The organism is Burkholderia pseudomultivorans (assembly GCF_001718415.1).
Taxonomy (GTDB): Bacteria; Pseudomonadota; Gammaproteobacteria; order Burkholderiales; family Burkholderiaceae; genus Burkholderia; species Burkholderia pseudomultivorans_A.
The window spans coordinates 385,326-402,693 of sequence record NZ_CP013377.1 but is presented as its reverse complement, the minus strand read 5'-3'; the positions used below and the strand labels follow the sequence as shown (position 1 = coordinate 402,693).

Genomic DNA, 17,368 nt, shown 5'->3' with positions numbered 1-17,368 from the left:
AACGAAAAGGCGTGTATCGCGGCCGTCAGCTCGACGGCTTGCGCGCGAGGATCGCGGCGAGCTTCGCGCCGTCGGGGCTGCCGAGCCCCGTGCAGGCGTCCCACCCCGCGGCGGCCGCATAGGTGCCGTTCGATCCTTTCGTGATGTCGCGCAGCGCGCCCGGATTCTTGTACAGCGTCGGATTGATCCAGCCGGCCGATGCGCCGGCCGCCGCGTTGATCCGCGCGATCAGCGCGGCCCACAGCGGCGCGACCGCGCTCGTGCCGCCCATCACGGCGGTCGTGCCCGCGATCGAGACTTCATAGCCGGTTTGCGGCGACGCATCGCCGGCGACGTCCGGCACGCCGCGTTTCGCGAGCGGCGCGCTGCTGCCGTCGGCGCGCGTCACGGCGAGCCCCTGCTGCCATGCCGGCACGTCGAACATCGTGCTGACGCCGCCGCCGCCCGCGCCGCCGCCCGACGCCTCGTCGTTCCACGCGACCTCGCTGCGGATGCCCTGGCCGGGCAGCGCGTCGAGCTGCGTGCCGCCGCATCCGAGCACGTACGGGCTCGATGCGGGGAAGTCGACATGATCGGCGCCGTCCTGCAGGCCGTCGCCCGAACCGCTGTCGCCGGACGCCGCACACACCGTGATCCCCTGCGCGGCGGCCGCCTGCAGCACGCGGTTGAATGCCTGCGCCGACTGCGCCTGCCAGATCGCTTCCGGGCCGCCCCAGCTGATCGAGATCACCGACGGCTTGTTGGTCGTGTCGGTGACGGCCGCGTTGACGGCCTGGATGAAGCCCGCGTCGCTGTTCGGCGCGAAGTAGACCGCGATCTTCGCGGCCGGCGCGATCGCGCCGGCGATCTCGATGTCGAGCGCGACCTCGCCGTCCGGGCCGTTCGGCTCGCCGGTCGGCGCATTGCGGCCGGTGCCGACGTTCACGTCGACGAGCGTCGGCGGCGTGGTGATCCCGAGCCCGCGGAAATACTGCGCGATGTCGGCCGCGCGATAGCCGCCACCCAGCTCGATGATCGCGATGCATTGCCCGGCGCCGTCGCCGGCGGGAAAGCCGTACAGCGACGCCAGCTGCGGCGGCGTGAACGTGACGCCGGCCGCCGCGCCGCGCGCGGGGGTGAACGGCGGACGCATCCGGAAGTGCGGCCGCGCCTGCGGGCGGCTGTCGAGGCCGAGCACGGCCGTGACGGCGTCGCCGAGCTCGTCGGGCAGCGCGATCGGGCCCGAGCGGCCGCGATACTGGCCGATCGCATGATGCTCGAAACGCTCGAGCGTGACGCCGAACGCGGCTTCGAACTGCTTGATCGTGCCGGACAGCACGACGACGCTTTCGACCGGATCGACGCGATCGACCGTCAGCTGATGACGGTGCGCGAAGTCCTCGGTCTTGCGGATGTCGTCGGGATTGGCGGAGAACCGCTGCGCGAACGCCTCGCGCGACAGCGGCCTGGCTTGCGCGTCGCCGGTGGCGAGCTGGTGAGTCAGTGTGTCGAGTTGCCCTTCTTCCTGCCGCCGCAACATGATCGTGACGTGGATGCGTTCTGCCGGATCGCACGGGCCGAGACACTTGGAGTCGGCGACGATGCGGGGTTCACGGTCGGCGTGAAGATGCCTTGCCATGTTCAGACCCTCCTTGGTACCGCGTTGCACGGAACAGCCAGGAATTCGGACAGGGCCGGCGGAAGACGGTTCCGTTCGGTCAGTCGGGTTCGACGCAGCGCGAAGACACAGGAAGTTTAGAACAGTCAGATGATTTGCGCGCACACCGTTGTGCGGCGGGAGGGCCGCGAGGCCGGCCCGGAAAGCCGTCTCGCGCGCAACGGGCACTGCGCTGCCGTGGCGCTCAGTCCATCGACAAGCGCAGCGCGAAGCCGATCAGCGCCGCCGAGAAGGTCCAGCGCTGCACGGTCTGCGCGAGCGGATGCGCGCGCATCCACGACGCGATCCGCGACGCGCCGAACACGCAGGCGAGATCGAAGCAGACGCCGGCCGCGACCAGCAGCGCGCCGAGCGCGAACATCTGCCAGACGACCGGCCCGGCCTCCGGCCGCACGAATTGCGGCAGCAGCACCGAGCAGAACAGCAGCGCCTTCGGATTCAGCAGGTTGGTCAGCAGCCCCTTCACGAACGACTGTCGCAAGGCGCCGGCCGCCGCTTCGCCGCCGCCGACGTCGAACACCGGCGAGCGGAACACCTGGATCGCGACGTAGCCGAGATAGAGCGCGCCGCCGTAGCGGATCACTTCGTACAGCCACGGCGCGCTGCGGATCAGCGCCGCGACGCCGCACGCGGACAGCGTCACGTGCGCGCTGCGCGACAGCGACAACCCGGCCGCCGCGGCGATCCCGGGCCGCACGCCGCGCCCGATGCTGGTCTGCAGCACGAGCGCCATGTCGGGCCCCGGCACCGCATAGATGGCCGCCAGCGCGGCGAGATAAATCAACAGCAAATGCGTGGAAATCATGGCTTGCCCCCGTCCGTCAACGACGATAGTTTGCCGCTGACGAACGAGGGATTATTGGCTATCTTCGACCCAAAACTGGCGATCGATAGCGGAATCCTCCACAATCACGCCATCAAAACATGGAATCCGCCAACATGACCGAGCTCGACAAAACCGACCGCGCGATCCTTGCCGCCGTGCAGCGCGACGGCCGCCTGCCGATCGCGCGCCTCGCCGACAGCGTCGGCCTGTCCGAAACGCCGTGCGCGCGGCGCCTGAAGCGCCTCGAGAACGACGGCTACATCGAGCGCTACCGCGCGCAGCTGTCGCGCCAGGCGCTCGGTTTTGGCGTCGTCGCGTTCGTGCTGGTGCGGTTCGCGACGCACGACCGCAAGGTCGCCGACCGCTTCGAGCGCGAGGTGCTCGGCATCGAGCGGATCCTGTCGTGCCACAACGTGGCCGGCACCGCCGACTATCTGCTGCAGGTCGTCGCGCGCGACCTCGACGACTACGGCACGTTCCTGCGCGATTCGCTGCGGATGCTGCCGGGCGTGACGTCGATCGAGTCGGCGCTGTCGCTGCGCGAGATCAAGCACGATGCGGGCCTGCCGGTGCCGTGAAGCGGCCCGCGCCCGAGCCGGCGGCCCACGGGCTGTCGCGCCCGCGCGTCACATCGTTGGCGGTCGATGCGTGACGCCGCTCCCCGCCGTGTGACAGTTGCTGACGCTGTCGGCCCTAGACGGCGTCGGGCGCCTGGTGCGCGTGTTCGAGATCCTCGAGGAACGCCTCGACGAGCGGATTGCCGCGCCCGTTGCGCGCGACGACCATGTGGAACGTCACGTCGTAGTGCAGCCGCTCGGGATTGAGCGGCGCGAGCAGCCCCTGCGCGACGTACGGCGCCGCGAAGTGCTGCGGCAGGTAGCCGAGGTGGTGACCGGACAGGATCAGCAGCGCGACGGCCTCCATGTTGTCGGCGGTCGCGGTCACGCGGTCGGGCGTGGTCGACATCTGCGCCTCCGGCAGCGGATACGAGCGCCACGCCCATTCGAAGCCGGCCACGTCGGCCGGCGTCAGCGCGCCGGCGCGCTCGAACAGCGGATGGCCGCGGCCGCAATACGCGACCTGCCGCTCGATGAAGAGCGGCGTGTAATGCAGCGACGGCACGCGATGCCAGAAATAGCCGACCGCAATCTGGATCTCGTCGCTCAGCAGCTTTTCCTCGAGATCGCCGGGCGCGCGCACCGAGATCGAGAAGCGCACCGCCTCGTCGCGCGTGCGGAACGCGGCGATCGCCTCGGCGATCCGCGCGTTCTGGCTGACCGGCGTGTGCCCGATCAGCCCGATATGCAGCGTGCCGACGAGCTGGCGGTCCATGTGCCGCGCGGCCATCCCGAATTCGTCGAGCGCGGCGAGCAGCTTGCGGCTCATCGCATGGAACCGCTCGCCCTTCGGCGTGAGCCGGAAGCCGCTGCGGCCGCGCTCGCAGAGCCGGTAGCCGAGCCGCGTCTCGAGCGACGACAGCTGCGCGCTGATCGTCGACTGGCCGACGTTCAGCACGGCCTGCGCGGCCGACACGCCGCCCGCGTCGGTGACCGCGAGAAACACGCGGATCAACCGCAGATCGAGGGTCGACAGATTCCCCAGCACGCTATTCCCCTTGCATACATCGATGGAAATCGATGTTTACGTCGATATCTTCGCATTCTTCTTTGCAGCCGGAGCGCGTAAAACTGTGCGCCACGCCGCGTCGAATGATACGGCAACCCCACATCGGAAGAGACACCCCATGAACGACACCCCCCGCTTCCAGCCGCTCGGCGGCAACGAAATGCCGCGCTGCGGCGGCATCGCCACGATGATGCGCCTGCCGCACGTGCCGAGCGCCGAAGGCCTCGACGCGTGCTTCGTCGGCGTGCCGTTCGACCTCGGCACCTCGAACCGCACCGGCGCGCGCTTCGGTCCGCGCCAGATCCGCACCGAGTCCGTGCTGCTGCGCCCGTACAACATGGCCACGCGCGCCGCGCCGTTCGACTCGCTGCAGGTCGCCGACATCGGCGACGTCGCGATCAACCCGTACAACCTGCACGATTCCATCGCGCGCATCGAGGACGCGTACGACGCGATCCTGAAGCACGACTGCAAGCCGATCACGCTCGGCGGCGACCACACGATCGCGCTGCCGATCCTGCGCGCGATCCACCGCAAGCACGGCAAGGTCGCATTGATCCACGTCGATGCACACGCCGACGTCAACGACACGATGATGGGCGAAAAGATCGCGCACGGCACGCCGTTCCGCCGCGCGGTCGAGGAAGGCCTGCTGCACGGCGACAAGGTCACGCAGATCGGCCTGCGCGGCACCGGCTACGCGGCCGAGGATTTCGACTGGTGCCGCGAGCAGGGCTTCCGCGTCGTGCAGGCCGAGGAATGCTGGAACCAGTCGCTCGCGCCGCTGATGGAGGAAGTGCGCGCCCGCGTCGGCGACACGCCGGTCTACATCAGCTTCGACATCGACGGCATCGACCCGGCCTACGCGCCGGGCACCGGCACGCCGGAAATCGCCGGCCTCACGGTGCCGCAGGCGCTCGAGATCATCCGCGGCGCGAAGGGGTTGAACATCGTCGGCTGCGACCTCGTCGAAGTCGCGCCGCCGTACGACCCGTTCGGCACCACCGCGCTGCTCGGCGCAAACCTCGCGTACGAGCTGCTGTGCGTGCTGCCGGGCGTCGCGTACCGCGACTGAGCCCGGCGCCGCCACCCATTCCAAATCAGAGGATTCCAGAGGAGCACACGCAAGATGGGGACTTCCGTCAAGCAACCGAAGCGCGCGGCGCTCGCGTCGTTCGTCGGCACCACGATCGAGTGGTACGACTTCTATAGCTACGCGACCGCCGCCGCCATCGTGTTCGGGCCGCTGTTCTTTCCCGGCGAAAACCGCTTCATCAGCCTGCTCGCGTCGTTCGGCTCGTTCGCGGTCGGCTTCTTCGCGCGGCCGCTCGGCGGCGTGATGTTCGGCTATCTCGGCGACCGCTTCGGCCGCAAGCGCTCGCTGCTCGCGACGCTGATGCTGATGGCCGTGTCGACGGTCGCGATCGGCCTGCTGCCGACCCACGCGCAGGCCGGCGTGATCGCGCCGATCCTGCTGGTGCTGATGCGCGTGCTGCAAGGCATCGCGGTCGGCGGCGAATGGGGCGGCGCGGTGCTGCTGGCGGGCGAGCATGCGCCCGAAGGCAAGCGCACCTTCTTCGCGTCGTTCGCACAGCTCGGCAGCGCTAGCGGCCTGATCCTGTCGATGCTCGCGTTCGGCGCGATCAGCACGCTGCCGAAGGAAGACCTGATGAGCTGGGGCTGGCGCCTGCCGTTCCTCGCGAGCGCGGTGCTGCTGGCGGTCGGCTTCGTGATCCGTGCCAGCGTGTCGGAATCGCCCGAGTTCGAGGAAGTGCGTGCGCGCGGCGACACCGCACGCAACCCGGTGCGCGAGGCGCTGAAGTACTGGCCGCTGCTGCTGCTCGCGATCGGCGCGAACGTGTACGGGATCGCCGGCGTGTATTTCAGCAACATCTTCATGATCAGCTACGCGACGCAGTTCCTGTCGCTCGACCGGTCGATGGTGCTGCAGTGCATGACGATCGTCGCCGTGCTGCAGTTCGTCGTGCAGCTCGCGGCCGCGTTCTTCGCGCAGCGCTTCGGCACGACGCGCGTGCTGCTGATCACCGGCGCGTGGGCCGCGATCGTTCCGTTCGTGATGCTGCCGCTCGTGCACATGGGCACGCCGCTGTCGATCACGGTCGGCGTCGGCCTCGCGACGCTCGCGGAATCGGGCTACTACTCGGTCGTCGCGGGCTTCGTCAGCGGCATCTTCGTCGCGCGCATCCGCTACACGGCGATCTCGATCGCCTACCAGGTGTGCGGCGCGCTCGCCGGCGGCCTCACGCCGCTCGTCGCGACCGTCATCGCGCAGAACACCGCGCCGCAATGGTGGCCGCTCGCGATCCAGTACACCAGCGCGGCGCTGCTGTCGTCGCTGTGCGTGTGGCTGATCTCGCGCCGCGTCGGCATCGACGACGCCGGTGCGCCGCGCGACACGTCCGACGCGCTGCCGCGCACCGCACGCACCGCGTAACACGCGGCGCCACGGGCAGGCAGCGCGCCTGCCCGGTCGCCCGGCGGCGCGCCGCGCCGCCCTTTTCGTCACCACACAAACATTCATCGCCTGCCGCGCGAGCATCGCGGCGGGCCGGCGCGCGCGGTCGCATCGGCGAACCGCGCGCGACCCAGGAGACATTGCGTCATGAACCGCCCCGACACCCTTGGTCTCGGCCACGCCGAATCGGCCGGCCTCGCGATCGAGCATCACTCGATCGACTACATCCCCGAAAACGAACGCCACGCGAAACTCGCGAGCCAGGGCCCGTTCTGGTTTCTCGGCAACTTCCATTTCTTCACGATCTCGATCGGCTTCGTCGGGCCCGGCATGGGGCTGTCCGCGGGCTGGACGACGCTCGCCGGCGCGCTCGGCATCATGTTCGGCACGATCTTCATGGCATTTCACGGATCGCAGGGGCCGGAGATGGGCCTGCCGCAGATGATCCAGTCGCGCGCACAGTTCGGCTATCGCGGCGTGATCGTCGCGCTGCTCGCGACGCTGTTCGTGTTCGTCGGCTTCAACGTCGTCAACGTGTCGCTGATGGTCGACGGCGTGCATAACGTATTCGGGATCGACGGCGGCTTCGTCGCGATCGCGGCCGTCGCGGTCGGCGCGCTGCTCGCGATCTATGGCCACGACCTGATGCATCGCACCTTCAAGTGGGCGCTGATCGCGACGCTGCCGCTCTATGCGCTCGTCACGCTCGCACTCGCGTTCGGCCATGCGGCGCCCGCGAGCGCCGCCGCCGCGCCCGCCGCTGCGCCGGGCTTCAACTGGATCGGCTTTGCGACGCAGTTCGCGATCGCCGCAAGCTACAACATTTCGTATGCGCCCTACGTGTCCGACTACTCGCGCTACCTGCCGAAGCATACGAGCCGCGCGAAACTGATCGCGGTGATCTTCGCCGGCGCGTCGCTGTCGGGCACGTGGATGATCGGACTCGGCGCATGGCTCGCGCAGAAGCTGCATGCGGCCGACGCGCTGGTCGCGATGAACGACGTCGGCGCGTCGCTGGTGCCGGGCCTCGGCAAGCTGATCGCGATCGTGTCGCTGGTCGGCTTCCTGCCGATCATCGCGCTCAACGCGTACAGCGCGATGCTGACCGTGCTGACCGGCATCGACTCGATCGTGCCCATCCAGCCGACGCGTCGTGCGCGCATTGCCTCGATCGTCGCGATCAGCGCGTTCGTGCTCGCCTGCGTGTTCGCGATCCGCGGCAACGGCATCGCGCTGCTGCAGACGTTCCTGACGCTGATGCTGTACTTCCTCGTGCCGTGGACCGCCGTCAACCTCGTCGACTATTTCTTCGTGCGACGCGGCCACTATGCGATCGCGCATTTCTTCACGCCCGACGGGCTCTACGGCGCATGGCAACCGCGCGGCATCGTCGCGTACCTGGTGGGCTTCGCGGCGATGGTGCCGTTCTTCTACATCTTCGATGCGGAAGCGAACCGCGAGGTGTTCGTCGGCCCGTTCGCGCGGATGCTCGGCGGCGTCGACCTCGCATGGCTCGTCGGGCTGATCGTCGCAGGCGCCGTGTATGCCCTGCTGTCGCGCTCGCTCGATCTCGAACGCGAGCGCCGCGTGATTGCGCAGACGCCGTCGCCGGAGGCCGCAGCCGGCATCGCGCGACCGGAACGCGTGTAACGCAGCGAATTCCCGCAATCGGCGCGGCGCGCCCGCGGCCGATTGCACGCACCTGTGCGGCGCGGCGCGCCTTTGCCGTTGCGGCAGTTCAGGCGCGCGGCGCCCGCGTTACTGCAGCTGGCTGCGCAGCGTCTTCGCAGCGGCGACCATGTTGGTCAGCGCCGGAATCACCTCCGCCCACTGGCGCGTCTTCAGCCCGCAGTCCGGGTTCACCCACAGACGTTCCGCCGGGATCCGTTCGGCCGCCTTCTTCATCAGCCCGACGATGTGATCCTGCGTCGGGATGTTCGGCGAGTGGATGTCGTACACGCCCGGCCCGATTTCGTTCGGATACCTGAAGTCGTCGAATGCGTCGAGCAGCTCCATGTCCGAGCGCGACGTCTCGATCGTGATCACGTCGGCATCCATGTCGGCGATCGACGCGATGATGTCGTTGAACTCCGAATAGCACATGTGCGTGTGGATCTGCGTATCGTCCTGCACGCCGTTCGCGGTGATGCGGAACGATTCGACCGCCCACTCCAGGTATTCGCCCCATTGTGCGCGGCGCAGCGGCAGCCCTTCGCGCAGCGCGGCCTCGTCGATCTGGATCACGCGCACGCCGGCCTTCTCGAGATCGAGCACTTCTTCGCGAATCGCGAGCGCGAGCTGGTAGCACGACACCGAGCGAGGCTGGTCGTCACGCACGAACGACCAGTTCAGGATCGTCACGGGGCCGGTCAGCATGCCCTTCATCGGCTTGTTCGTCAGCGACTGCGCGTACGTGATCCACTCGACCGTCATCGCCTTCGGACGGCTGATGTCGCCGAACAGGATCGGCGGCTTCACGCAGCGCGAACCGTACGACTGCACCCAGCCGAACTGGCTGAACGCGTAGCCGTCGAGCTGCTCGCCGAAGTATTCGACCATGTCGTTGCGCTCGGCTTCGCCGTGCACGAGCACGTCGAGCTCCAGCGCTTCCTGCTCGCGCACGCTGCGTTCGATCTCGGCCTGCATCGCGGCGCGGTAGCCCGCTTCGTCCAGCGCGCCGGCCTTGAACTGGCTGCGTGCGTGGCGGATTTCGCCGGTCTGCGGGAACGAGCCGATCGTCGTCGTCGGGAACGCGGGCAGGTTCAGGCGCGCCGACTGCTTGCGCGCGCGCTGCGGGTACGGGCTCACGCGCTTGCCGAGCCGCGCATCGATGCCGGCGAGCGCGGCCTTCACGGCCGGATTGTTGACGCGCGGCGAGCTGCGGCGCGACGCGATCGCCGCGGCATTCGCGGCGAGCGCGTCGGCCGCCTTGTCGCGGCCTTCGTTCAGCCCGGTCGCCAGCACCTTCAGCTCGTCGAGCTTCTGCAGCGCGAACGCCAGCCACGAGCGAATCTCCGCGTCGAGCTTCTGTTCGCTCGCGAGATCGACCGGTACGTGCAGCAGCGAGCACGACGGCGCAAGCCACAGACGATCGCCGAGCTGATTCGCGAGCGGCTCCAGCCAGTCGAGCGCGGCGCCCAGGTCGGTCTTCCAGATATTCCGGCCGTTGATCGCGCCGACCGACAGCACGCGCCCGGCCGGCAGCTCGCGAGCCAGCGCGTCGACCTCGTCGCGCGCGTTGATCGCGTCGACATGCAGGCCGTCGACCGACAGCGACGCGGCAAGCGCCAGATTGTCCTGAAGCTGGCCGAAGTACGTCGCCAGCAGCACCTTGATGCGGCGCGTCTCGAGCGCGGCGTACGCGGTCCTGAATGCCGCCTGCCATTCGGCATCGAGCTCGGTGACGAGGATCGGTTCATCGATCTGCACCCATTCGACACCCTGCGCGGTCAGCGTGTCGAGCAGCGCGCCGTATACCGGCAGCAGCTTCGGCAGCAGCGCGAGGCGGTCCGAGTCGTCCTTCGACTTGCCGAGCCATAGGTAGGTGACCGGCCCGATGATCACGGGCTTCGCGTTCACGCCCTGCGCCTGCGCTTCTGCCAGTTGCTGCAGCAGGCGCGACGGATCGAGCGAGAAGTTCGTGTCGGCATGGAATTCCGGGACGATGTAGTGATAGTTCGTGTCGAACCACTTCGTCATTTCGCCGGCCGCGACGCCGCCGCAGCAGCCGGCCTGCGCTTCGGCGGACTGCGCTTCGGCGGACTGCGCCGAGCGGCCGCGCGCCACGCGGAAATAGTTGTCGAGCGTGTCGCCGTGGAAGCCCTGCACGCGCTTCGGCAGGTTGCCGAGCGTGAAGCTCATGTCGAGCACCTGGTCGTAGAACGCGAAATCGCCGATCGGTGCGAGATCCAGGTCGCGCTGGTCGTGCCAGTGACGCCGGCGCAGCTCGGCGCCGAGCGCCTTCAGCTCGTCGCGCGACGACTCGCCCTTCCAGTAGCGTTCGAGACCGAACTTGAGTTCGCGCCGGGCGCCGATGCGCGGGAAGCCGAGATTGTGGGTCGTAACCATGAAGCTGCCGTCCAGAAGAATTGAATGAGTCGGCAGCCATGATAGGGATTTCAACCCATGAAATAAAATGGCATTATTTCATTCATCCATTAAATCTGTTCATATATCTGCGAAGCGGGCGAAATCCATGCTGGAGCGATTCCATCTCGTCGTGATCCGCGAAGTCGAGCGCCAGGGCTCGCTGACCGCGGCCGCCAATGCGCTGTGCGTGACGCAGTCGGCGCTCAGCCATACCGTGAAGAAGATCGAGCAGCAGCTCGGCACCGCCATCTGGGATCGCGAGGGGCGCGGGCTGCGACTCACGCAGGCCGGGCAATATCTGCTGAAGCTGGCGAACCGGCTGCTGCCGCAGTTCGAGCTGGCCGAGGAGCGGATGAAGCAGTATGCGAAGGGCGAGCGCGGCACGCTGCGCATCGGGATGGAATGCCATCCGTGCTACCAGTGGCTGCTGAAGGTCGTGTCGCCGTACCTGTCGCGCTGGCCGGACGTCGACGTGGACGTCAAGCAGCGCTTCCAGTTCGGCGGCATCGGCGCGCTGTTCGGCTACGACATCGACGTGCTCGTGACGCCCGATCCGCTGAACAAGCCGGGGCTGCGCTTCGATCCCGTGTTCGACTACGAGCAGGTGCTGGTGGTCGCGGACGCGCACCGGTTCGCGACGGCCGACTACGTGACGCCCGACCAGCTCGTCAACGAAATCCTGATCACCTATCCGGTCGAAACGGATCGGCTCGACATCTACAACCAGTTCCTGACGCCGGCCGGCATCGTGCCGAAGCGGCACAAGTCGATCGAGACGACCGACATCATGCTGCAGATGGTCGCGAGCGGGCGCGGCGTGGCCGCGCTGCCCAGATGGCTCGCCGACGAATATGCGGACCGGATGCCGGTCGTGCCGGTCAAGCTCGGCAGGAAGGGAATCGCGAAGCAGATCTTCCTCGGCATCCGAGAAGCGGACGCGTCGATCGACTACCTGGCCGCGTTCGTCGCGCTGGCGCGCGAATCGACGTGGAACGCGCCGCGCATGCTGCGATAGGCGCGCGCGGTCGGCCGAGGCGGCCCGGCGTCAGGCCGCGCGCACCGCGCTGCGTTCGCCGCGCTCGACCCATGCGCCGAACAGCAGGCCGATCGTCGTCCACAGGATCGCCTGCATGCCGATCGCCGCGACGCGGAACTTCCACAGCAGCACCGCCGGGAACGCCGCCGGCACTTCGTCGATCGACGGCAGGCCGAACTGCACGGCCGCGATGATCGCGACGAACACGAGCGCCGCGGCGATCGACGCGTTCCAGTGGCCCAGTTTCGCGAGCAGATGACGACGCACGCTGACCGAGAACACCATCGTCGCGATCGAGATCGCGATCATCAGGAAGAACAGGCCGGTGCGATAGCCGATCGTATCCGGGTCGCCGATCGACGGCGGATTGGCCGGGTACTTCAGGTTCGGCACGATCACGAGCGCGACGAACGCGCCGAGCGCGAGCCACGCGGCGAGCGGTCGCGCGGCGATGCGGCCGACGCGGCCGTATGCATACGCGAAGGTCAGCGCGAACAGTCCGCCGAAGGCCGCGCCGTACGTGACGACGCCCGTCAGCAGGCCGATGCCGGCCTGCGTGTCGCGGCTGACCAGTTCGGGTTCCGGCGCATCGCCGTGGGCGGCATCGAGTTTCTCTTCGAAGGCGATCGCCTGATCGACTTGCGGTTCGCCGACGATCTTCGCGAAACCGAACGTGAGGAGACCCGCGGCGATGCCTGCGAGCATCCCCCGCATGAGCAGCTTTCCAACCATCGTGAACTCCGCGTCAGTGGCAGGGAAAGCCGAGCAGATGGCGGCCGTCGTGCACGAACTCGTGCACGTACATGCCGGGCACGAGCGAGGTCGCGCCCTGTTCCGCGCCGACGAAGTAAAGCGCGAGCAACAGGATCAGGCCGACGAACACGGCCCACGGCAACAGTTCGCGGACGGGAATGGGCACCGGCGCGACGGCCGGCTTCAGGACTGCTTCGCTCATGGATGCACCTCAGGGGAATCGCGCCCCGGTCAATGAATGGACGGTCAACGAAGGCAGGTCTGACTTCCGGGATGCGGGATCCGCGGTTACAGTGGCGCGACCGCGCCGGATTCTCACCGGCTTCCGCGCTTCGTATCGGGCGCATTGTACGCGCGAACGTCCGGGCCATGAAGCCCATGCCCGCCCGCCGCGCCATCCGGAGACCGACACCGACATGCCCGCGCTGCTGCGCCTGATTGCACACGCATCGACCCGCGCGATGCGCACCGGCACGTTTCCCGACGACGAGCCGCTCGATGCGCGCGGCCTGGCCGAAGCGGCCGCGCACCGCGAGCGGCGCGCAGGCATCGCAGACGCGCGCGTGCTGTGCAGTCCCGCCCGCTGCGCGCGGCAGACCGCCGACGCACTCGGGCTGCATCCCGACATCGACGCGATGCTGCGCGAGGTCGACTATGGAGGCTGGCGCGGCAAGCGGCTGCAGGATCTCGGTCGCGATTGCCCGAACGAGCTTCGCGCATGGATCGGCGATCCGTCCGCATCGCCGCACGGCGGCGAATCGTTCGACGAGGCGATGCGACGGGCCGGCGCATGGTTGAACCGTCTGCCGCATGAGCGCGACATCGTCGCGATCACGCACGCGACGATCGTGCGGGCCGTGATCGCGAACGTACTGCGCGCCGATGCGAGGACCGTGTCGGGCATCGACATCGCGCCGCTGTCGTGCACGACGTTCGCGCACACGCCGGAGGGCTGGATGCCGATCGCGGACGACGACCGCTCCGATCGCCGTTCAGGGTGAGCTCGAACGCGACAACCGGCGGATTGCGTTCGACACGTCGCGGACGCCGTGTGCAAAGGCGTCGAAAGCGGGAAAAGCGCCTCATGCCAGTTCTTTCGTTTTGCCAACGAAATCTCTCGCACCGAAACCTTTCATTCGTGTAAAGAACGTGGTCGCGCGCCGCGGCTGTCATCAAAGTGACTGAATGCCGAGGCTAGGATCGGACGCGGTTCCCTTACGAGATGCCGTCATGAATCAGCCCGCTTCGTCCACCGCCCGTTCCGGCTCCCCCGAACGCACCCGGCAGCTCGGCTATGCCGTATTCCTGCTGGTGCTCGCGATCGGCGCCGTCTATATCGCCACTCACCTGTTCGCGGATCTCGCGCCGGTTCGCGAAGGCTCGCTGTTCCCGTACCTGATGCTCGGCGCCGCGCTGCTGATCGCGCTCGGCTTCGAGTTCGTCAACGGCTTTCACGACACCGCGAACGCAGTCGCGACCGTGATCTACACGCACTCGCTGACGCCGAACGTCGCGGTGATCTGGTCGGGGATGTGGAATTTCCTCGGCGTGATGATTTCGAGCGGCGCGGTCGCGTTCGGCATCCTGCAGCTGCTGCCGGTCGAACTGATCCTGCAGGTCGGCAGCGGCGCCGGCTTTGCGATGGTGTTCGCGCTGCTGATTGCCGCGATCGTCTGGAATCTCGCGACGTGGTATTTCGGACTGCCGTCGTCGAGCTCGCATACGCTGATCGGCTCGATCATCGGCGTCGGGCTGATGAACCAGCTGATGCACGGGCCGTCCGGCACGAGCGGTGTCGACTGGGGCCAGGCGCTCGGCGTCGGCAAGTCGCTGCTGTTCTCGCCGATCGTCGGCTTCCTGTGCGCGGCGCTGTTGCTGCTCGTGCTGAAGGCCGCGGTGCGGATCCCCGAACTGTACAAGGAGCCGCCGAAGGACCAGCCGCCGCCGTTCTGGATTCGCTGCCTGCTGATCCTGACCTGCACGGGCGTGTCGTTCGCGCACGGTTCGAACGACGGCCAGAAGGGCATGGGCCTGATCATGCTGATCCTGATCGGCACCGTGCCGACCGCCTATGCGCTGAACAAGGCCGTTACGCCGGCCGAGTCGCAGACCTTCGTCGCGGTGGCGAACCAGGCCGCCGCCACGTTCGGGAAGTACGCGAACGGCGTCGCACCGTCCGCGAATCCGCGCGCCGACGTCGAACGTTACGTCCAGCACCGCGAGCTGACGCCGGCCGTGATTCCCGCCGTCCAGCAACTGTCCACGTCGCTCGCGAGCGCGGTCGGCACCTCGGGTTCGATGGCGGCCGTGCCGCAGGGCGACGTCGACAACGTGCGCAACACGATGTACCTCGTATCCGAAGCGATTCGCCTGCTGGAGAAGGCCGGCCAACCGGCGTTCGCCGCCGACGACAAGCTCGCGATCGACAACTATCGCAAGCAGCTCGACCATGCGACGAAGTTCATTCCGACCTGGGTGAAGGTGGCGGTCGCGATCGCGCTGGGTCTCGGCACGATGGTCGGCTGGAAGCGGATCGTCGTGACCGTCGGCGAAAAAATCGGCAAGCAGCATCTGACATACGGACAAGGCGCATCGGCCGAACTCGTCGCGATGCTGACGATCGGCGCGGCCGATGCCTACGGCTTGCCGGTGTCGACGACGCACGTGCTGTCGTCGGGCGTGGCCGGCACGATGGCCGCGAACGGATCCGGGCTGCAATGGAGCACGGTGCGCAGTCTCGTGCTGGCGTGGGTGCTGACGCTGCCGGCCTCGATCGTGCTCGCCGGCGCGCTCTACTGGCTGTTCCGGTCGCTGGCCTGATCGCTGAGCGCGGCGGCTTCGCTGCGCCTCCGGCTCCGATGCGGCCTTCGCCGATTATGCCGGCGCGTATTTCGTGAAACCCTTGCGTTCACCGCTGGGCCGCCCGGACGCCTTTTACACGCGCGAACGCACGCCAGCTTACCCGCGCGCGGCGCTCGCCCGCAGCCGGTCCCCTGCGTTAGTCGCAAGCCGCGCGTAGCCCGGCAGCGTCAGCAACGCGAGCACGCCGGCGGCGACGAACGCCCAGCGAAAATCGTCGAGCACGTAGTGCACGCCCGTCGCATCGCCGCGCAACAATGCCGCCACGCGCAGCGACAGCGCACCGAACGCGATGCCCATCCCGATCGTCATCTGCTGCGCGGCGCTCCACAGCGTGCTGGCGGCGCTCGTCTGTTGCGCGGGGATGTCCGCATAGGCGAGCGTCGCCAGCGTCGTGAACTGCATCGAGCGCGTGAGTCCGTAGACGAATACGACGAGCAGCGTGATCGTCAGCGGCGTCGAAGCGGTCAGCCAGCCGCATGCGATCGTGAAAAGGCCGGCGATCGTGACGTCGACGAGCGCGACGCGCCGGAAGCCGAATCGATCGAGTATCCACGACGTCCCCGCCTTCATGCCGAGATTGCCGAGCGCGCTCGCGAGCAGCAGCAGGCCGGACTGGAACGGCGACAGGCCGAAGCCGATCTGGAACAGCAGCGGCAGCAGATACGGCACCGCGTTGATCGCGATCCGCGTGATCGAGCCGGTGATCACCGTGACCGAGAATGTCGGCACCTTCAGCGTCGTGAAGTCGAGCAACGGATGGTCGCAACGCCGCGCATGCAGCCACGCGGCAATGCCGAACAGCACGCTCGCGCCGACGAGCATGCCCGCGCGCGCGAACTGCGCGTCCTGTTGGCCCGCGGTTTCCGTGCCGATCAGCAGGCAGGTCAGTGCGCCTCCCGCCAGCACGAAGCCGCCCCAGTCGAGCGGCCGCTGCTCGTCGGCGCGTGTGTTCCGGACGATCAGCCACGTACAGACGAGCGCGGCGATGCCGAACGGCACGTTCAACAGGAAGATCCATCGCCATGACGCGTAGGTCGTGATGAAGCCGCCGATCGGCGGCCCGACGACAGGCGCGACGATCCCGGGCCACGTGATCGTCGCGATCGCGCGCATCAGCCGCGCCTTCTCGGTGCTGCGCACGACGATCATCCGCCCGACCGGCACCATCATCGCCCCGCCGACGCCCTGCAGCAGCCGCGCGGCCGTAAACGCGGTCACGCCGTTGGAGAGTCCGCACAGTACGGAAGCGCCGGTAAAGATGACGATCGCGCTACCGAACACCGTACGCGAGCCATATCGGTCCGCGACCCAGCCACTGATCGGGATGAATACCGCGAGCGCGAGCATGTAGGCCGTCATCCCGAGGCTCAGCGCATTCGGCCCGACGCCGAAGGTGTGGGCCATCTGCGGCAGCGCGGTCGCGATCACGGTCGTGTCGAGATACTCCATGAAGAAGGTCGCGGCGACGAGATACGGCAGGAAGTCGGTCGTCCGATCACCTGGGGCGGGACTGGCAGTCATGAACGGGGCAGTAGACGGAATGCAGGGACGCCGATCCGATCGCTGCGACAAAAGAGCGCGGGATCGGCACGAATCGCGATATTACCCCGAAGCGTCGATTCTTCGCTTTGCCGGCCTTCGTTGGGCGCAAGCGTGTCGCTGCGCGCGAAACTTCGTGCGGATGGATTCAATTCGGTAGTGCGCGGGCCGCGACTGCGAAGATAGCAGTAGATGCACGATGATCGCGCGCGTTGAAACTGAATTAAAAGCGGCGCTGCTGCGCCCTTTTCCGTCGCACAAATGCAAAAACCCCCGCCTGATCGGGCGGGGGTTTCTGGCTTAGGGAGCCTGACGATTACCTACTTTCACACGGGAATCCGCACTATCATCGGCGTGGAGTCGTTTCACGGTCCTGTTCGGGATGGGAAGGGGTGGGACCGACTCGCTATGGTCATCAGGCAAAGAGGGTTGTTGCGTTGCTTCGCAGCGCAACCAATCTTGGAAGAAGCAGTAATTTGGTTGGGTTGTGAGGTTGTATCTCAC

The 17,368-nt window shown here is 67.6% G+C and carries 14 protein-coding genes, 1 rRNA gene and 1 riboswitch; of the genes, 7 read left to right on the top strand and 8 right to left on the bottom strand.

What is annotated here, in order from left to right:
• Positions 1–25 precede the first annotated feature (25 nt).
• Both WS57_RS01755 and WS57_RS01750 read right to left on the bottom strand, forming a co-directional pair.
• Entirely contained in the window at positions 26–1,618 is a 1,593-nt protein-coding gene (locus tag WS57_RS01755) for a S53 family peptidase (protein WP_069243662.1), read from the bottom strand.
• A 223-nt stretch (positions 1,619–1,841) separates the two neighbouring features.
• The gene (locus WS57_RS01750) at positions 1,842–2,462 is read right to left on the bottom strand and encodes a LysE family translocator (protein WP_040130991.1); all 621 of its coding nucleotides are present in this window, start codon (positions 2,460–2,462) and stop codon (positions 1,842–1,844) included.
• Between the two features lie 134 nt (positions 2,463–2,596).
• Here WS57_RS01750 and WS57_RS01745 point away from each other — a divergent pair, with 134 nt between their 5' ends.
• Positions 2,597–3,061, top strand: coding sequence for an Lrp/AsnC family transcriptional regulator (locus WS57_RS01745; protein ID WP_009691519.1), 465 nt, complete (start codon positions 2,597–2,599; stop codon positions 3,059–3,061).
• Between the two features lie 115 nt (positions 3,062–3,176).
• On the opposite strand, the gene WS57_RS01740 is transcribed toward WS57_RS01745, so the two are convergent.
• Positions 3,177–4,088, bottom strand: coding sequence for a LysR family transcriptional regulator (locus tag WS57_RS01740; RefSeq protein WP_009691520.1), 912 nt, complete (start codon positions 4,086–4,088; stop codon positions 3,177–3,179).
• 139 nt (positions 4,089–4,227) lie between these two features.
• On the opposite strand from WS57_RS01740, the gene speB reads away from it, so the two are divergent.
• The 3 genes from speB to WS57_RS01725 all read left to right on the top strand — a co-directional run bounded on the left by speB (position 4,228) and on the right by WS57_RS01725 (position 8,235).
• Positions 4,228–5,184 (top strand): agmatinase, encoded by a 957-nt coding sequence (gene speB / locus WS57_RS01735; protein ID WP_040130989.1) that lies wholly within the window; start codon positions 4,228–4,230, stop codon positions 5,182–5,184.
• 54 nt (positions 5,185–5,238) lie between these two features.
• Positions 5,239–6,564, top strand: coding sequence for an MFS transporter (locus tag WS57_RS01730; protein WP_009691522.1), 1,326 nt, complete (start codon positions 5,239–5,241; stop codon positions 6,562–6,564).
• 168 nt (positions 6,565–6,732) lie between these two features.
• Positions 6,733–8,235, top strand: coding sequence for a purine-cytosine permease family protein (locus WS57_RS01725; RefSeq protein WP_059518204.1), 1,503 nt, complete (start codon positions 6,733–6,735; stop codon positions 8,233–8,235).
• A 108-nt stretch (positions 8,236–8,343) separates the two neighbouring features.
• Here WS57_RS01725 and metE read toward each other — a convergent pair whose 3' ends face one another.
• Entirely contained in the window at positions 8,344–10,653 is a 2,310-nt protein-coding gene (metE, locus tag WS57_RS01720; RefSeq protein WP_069243661.1) for a 5-methyltetrahydropteroyltriglutamate--homocysteine S-methyltransferase, read from the bottom strand.
• Between the two features lie 127 nt (positions 10,654–10,780).
• Here metE and WS57_RS01715 point away from each other — a divergent pair, with 127 nt between their 5' ends.
• Positions 10,781–11,689, top strand: coding sequence for a LysR family transcriptional regulator (locus WS57_RS01715; RefSeq protein ID WP_009691526.1), 909 nt, complete (start codon positions 10,781–10,783; stop codon positions 11,687–11,689).
• Positions 11,690–11,719: 30 nt separating this feature from the next.
• Here WS57_RS01715 and WS57_RS01710 read toward each other — a convergent pair whose 3' ends face one another.
• Positions 11,720–12,442: a CbtA family protein gene (locus WS57_RS01710; RefSeq protein WP_009691527.1), complete on the bottom strand. Its 723-nt coding sequence runs from the start codon at positions 12,440–12,442 to the stop codon at positions 11,720–11,722.
• Positions 12,443–12,455: 13 nt separating this feature from the next.
• Positions 12,456–12,665, bottom strand: a complete 210-nt coding sequence (locus tag WS57_RS01705; protein WP_009691528.1) for a CbtB domain-containing protein — start codon at positions 12,663–12,665, stop codon at positions 12,456–12,458.
• Positions 12,666–12,699: 34 nt separating this feature from the next.
• Positions 12,700–12,842, bottom strand: a riboswitch (cobalamin riboswitch).
• A 37-nt stretch (positions 12,843–12,879) separates the two neighbouring features.
• Here WS57_RS01705 and WS57_RS01700 point away from each other — a divergent pair.
• Both WS57_RS01700 and WS57_RS01695 read left to right on the top strand, forming a co-directional pair.
• Positions 12,880–13,464, top strand: coding sequence for a histidine phosphatase family protein (locus WS57_RS01700; protein ID WP_059518200.1), 585 nt, complete (start codon positions 12,880–12,882; stop codon positions 13,462–13,464).
• 229 nt (positions 13,465–13,693) lie between these two features.
• Positions 13,694–15,283: an inorganic phosphate transporter gene (locus tag WS57_RS01695; protein ID WP_009691530.1), complete on the top strand. Its 1,590-nt coding sequence runs from the start codon at positions 13,694–13,696 to the stop codon at positions 15,281–15,283.
• Positions 15,284–15,421: 138 nt separating this feature from the next.
• On the opposite strand, the gene WS57_RS01690 is transcribed toward WS57_RS01695, so the two are convergent.
• Both WS57_RS01690 and rrf read right to left on the bottom strand, forming a co-directional pair.
• Positions 15,422–16,846 carry a DHA2 family efflux MFS transporter permease subunit gene (locus WS57_RS01690; protein WP_009691531.1) on the bottom strand — a complete coding sequence of 475 codons (1,425 nt, stop codon included), beginning with the start codon at positions 16,844–16,846 and terminating at the stop codon, positions 15,422–15,424.
• A gap of 325 nt (positions 16,847–17,171) precedes the next feature.
• Positions 17,172–17,284, bottom strand: a 5S ribosomal RNA gene (gene rrf / locus WS57_RS01685).
• Positions 17,285–17,368 lie beyond the last annotated feature (84 nt).

Coding starts and splice junctions, on each gene's coding strand:
- WS57_RS01755 (WP_069243662.1), bottom strand. CDS start 1,618: ATGGCAAGGCATCTTCACGCCGACCGTGAACCCCGCATCGTCGCCGAC.
- WS57_RS01750 (WP_040130991.1), bottom strand. CDS start 2,462: ATGATTTCCACGCATTTGCTGTTGATTTATCTCGCCGCGCTGGCGGCC.
- WS57_RS01745 (WP_009691519.1), top strand. CDS start 2,597: ATGACCGAGCTCGACAAAACCGACCGCGCGATCCTTGCCGCCGTGCAG.
- speB (WP_040130989.1), top strand. CDS start 4,228: ATGAACGACACCCCCCGCTTCCAGCCGCTCGGCGGCAACGAAATGCCG.
- WS57_RS01730 (WP_009691522.1), top strand. CDS start 5,239: ATGGGGACTTCCGTCAAGCAACCGAAGCGCGCGGCGCTCGCGTCGTTC.
- WS57_RS01725 (WP_059518204.1), top strand. CDS start 6,733: ATGAACCGCCCCGACACCCTTGGTCTCGGCCACGCCGAATCGGCCGGC.
- metE (WP_069243661.1), bottom strand. CDS start 10,653: ATGGTTACGACCCACAATCTCGGCTTCCCGCGCATCGGCGCCCGGCGC.
- WS57_RS01715 (WP_009691526.1), top strand. CDS start 10,781: ATGCTGGAGCGATTCCATCTCGTCGTGATCCGCGAAGTCGAGCGCCAG.
- WS57_RS01710 (WP_009691527.1), bottom strand. CDS start 12,442: ATGGTTGGAAAGCTGCTCATGCGGGGGATGCTCGCAGGCATCGCCGCG.
- WS57_RS01705 (WP_009691528.1), bottom strand. CDS start 12,665: ATGAGCGAAGCAGTCCTGAAGCCGGCCGTCGCGCCGGTGCCCATTCCC.
- WS57_RS01700 (WP_059518200.1), top strand. CDS start 12,880: ATGCCCGCGCTGCTGCGCCTGATTGCACACGCATCGACCCGCGCGATG.
- WS57_RS01695 (WP_009691530.1), top strand. CDS start 13,694: ATGAATCAGCCCGCTTCGTCCACCGCCCGTTCCGGCTCCCCCGAACGC.
- WS57_RS01690 (WP_009691531.1), bottom strand. CDS start 16,846: ATGACTGCCAGTCCCGCCCCAGGTGATCGGACGACCGACTTCCTGCCG.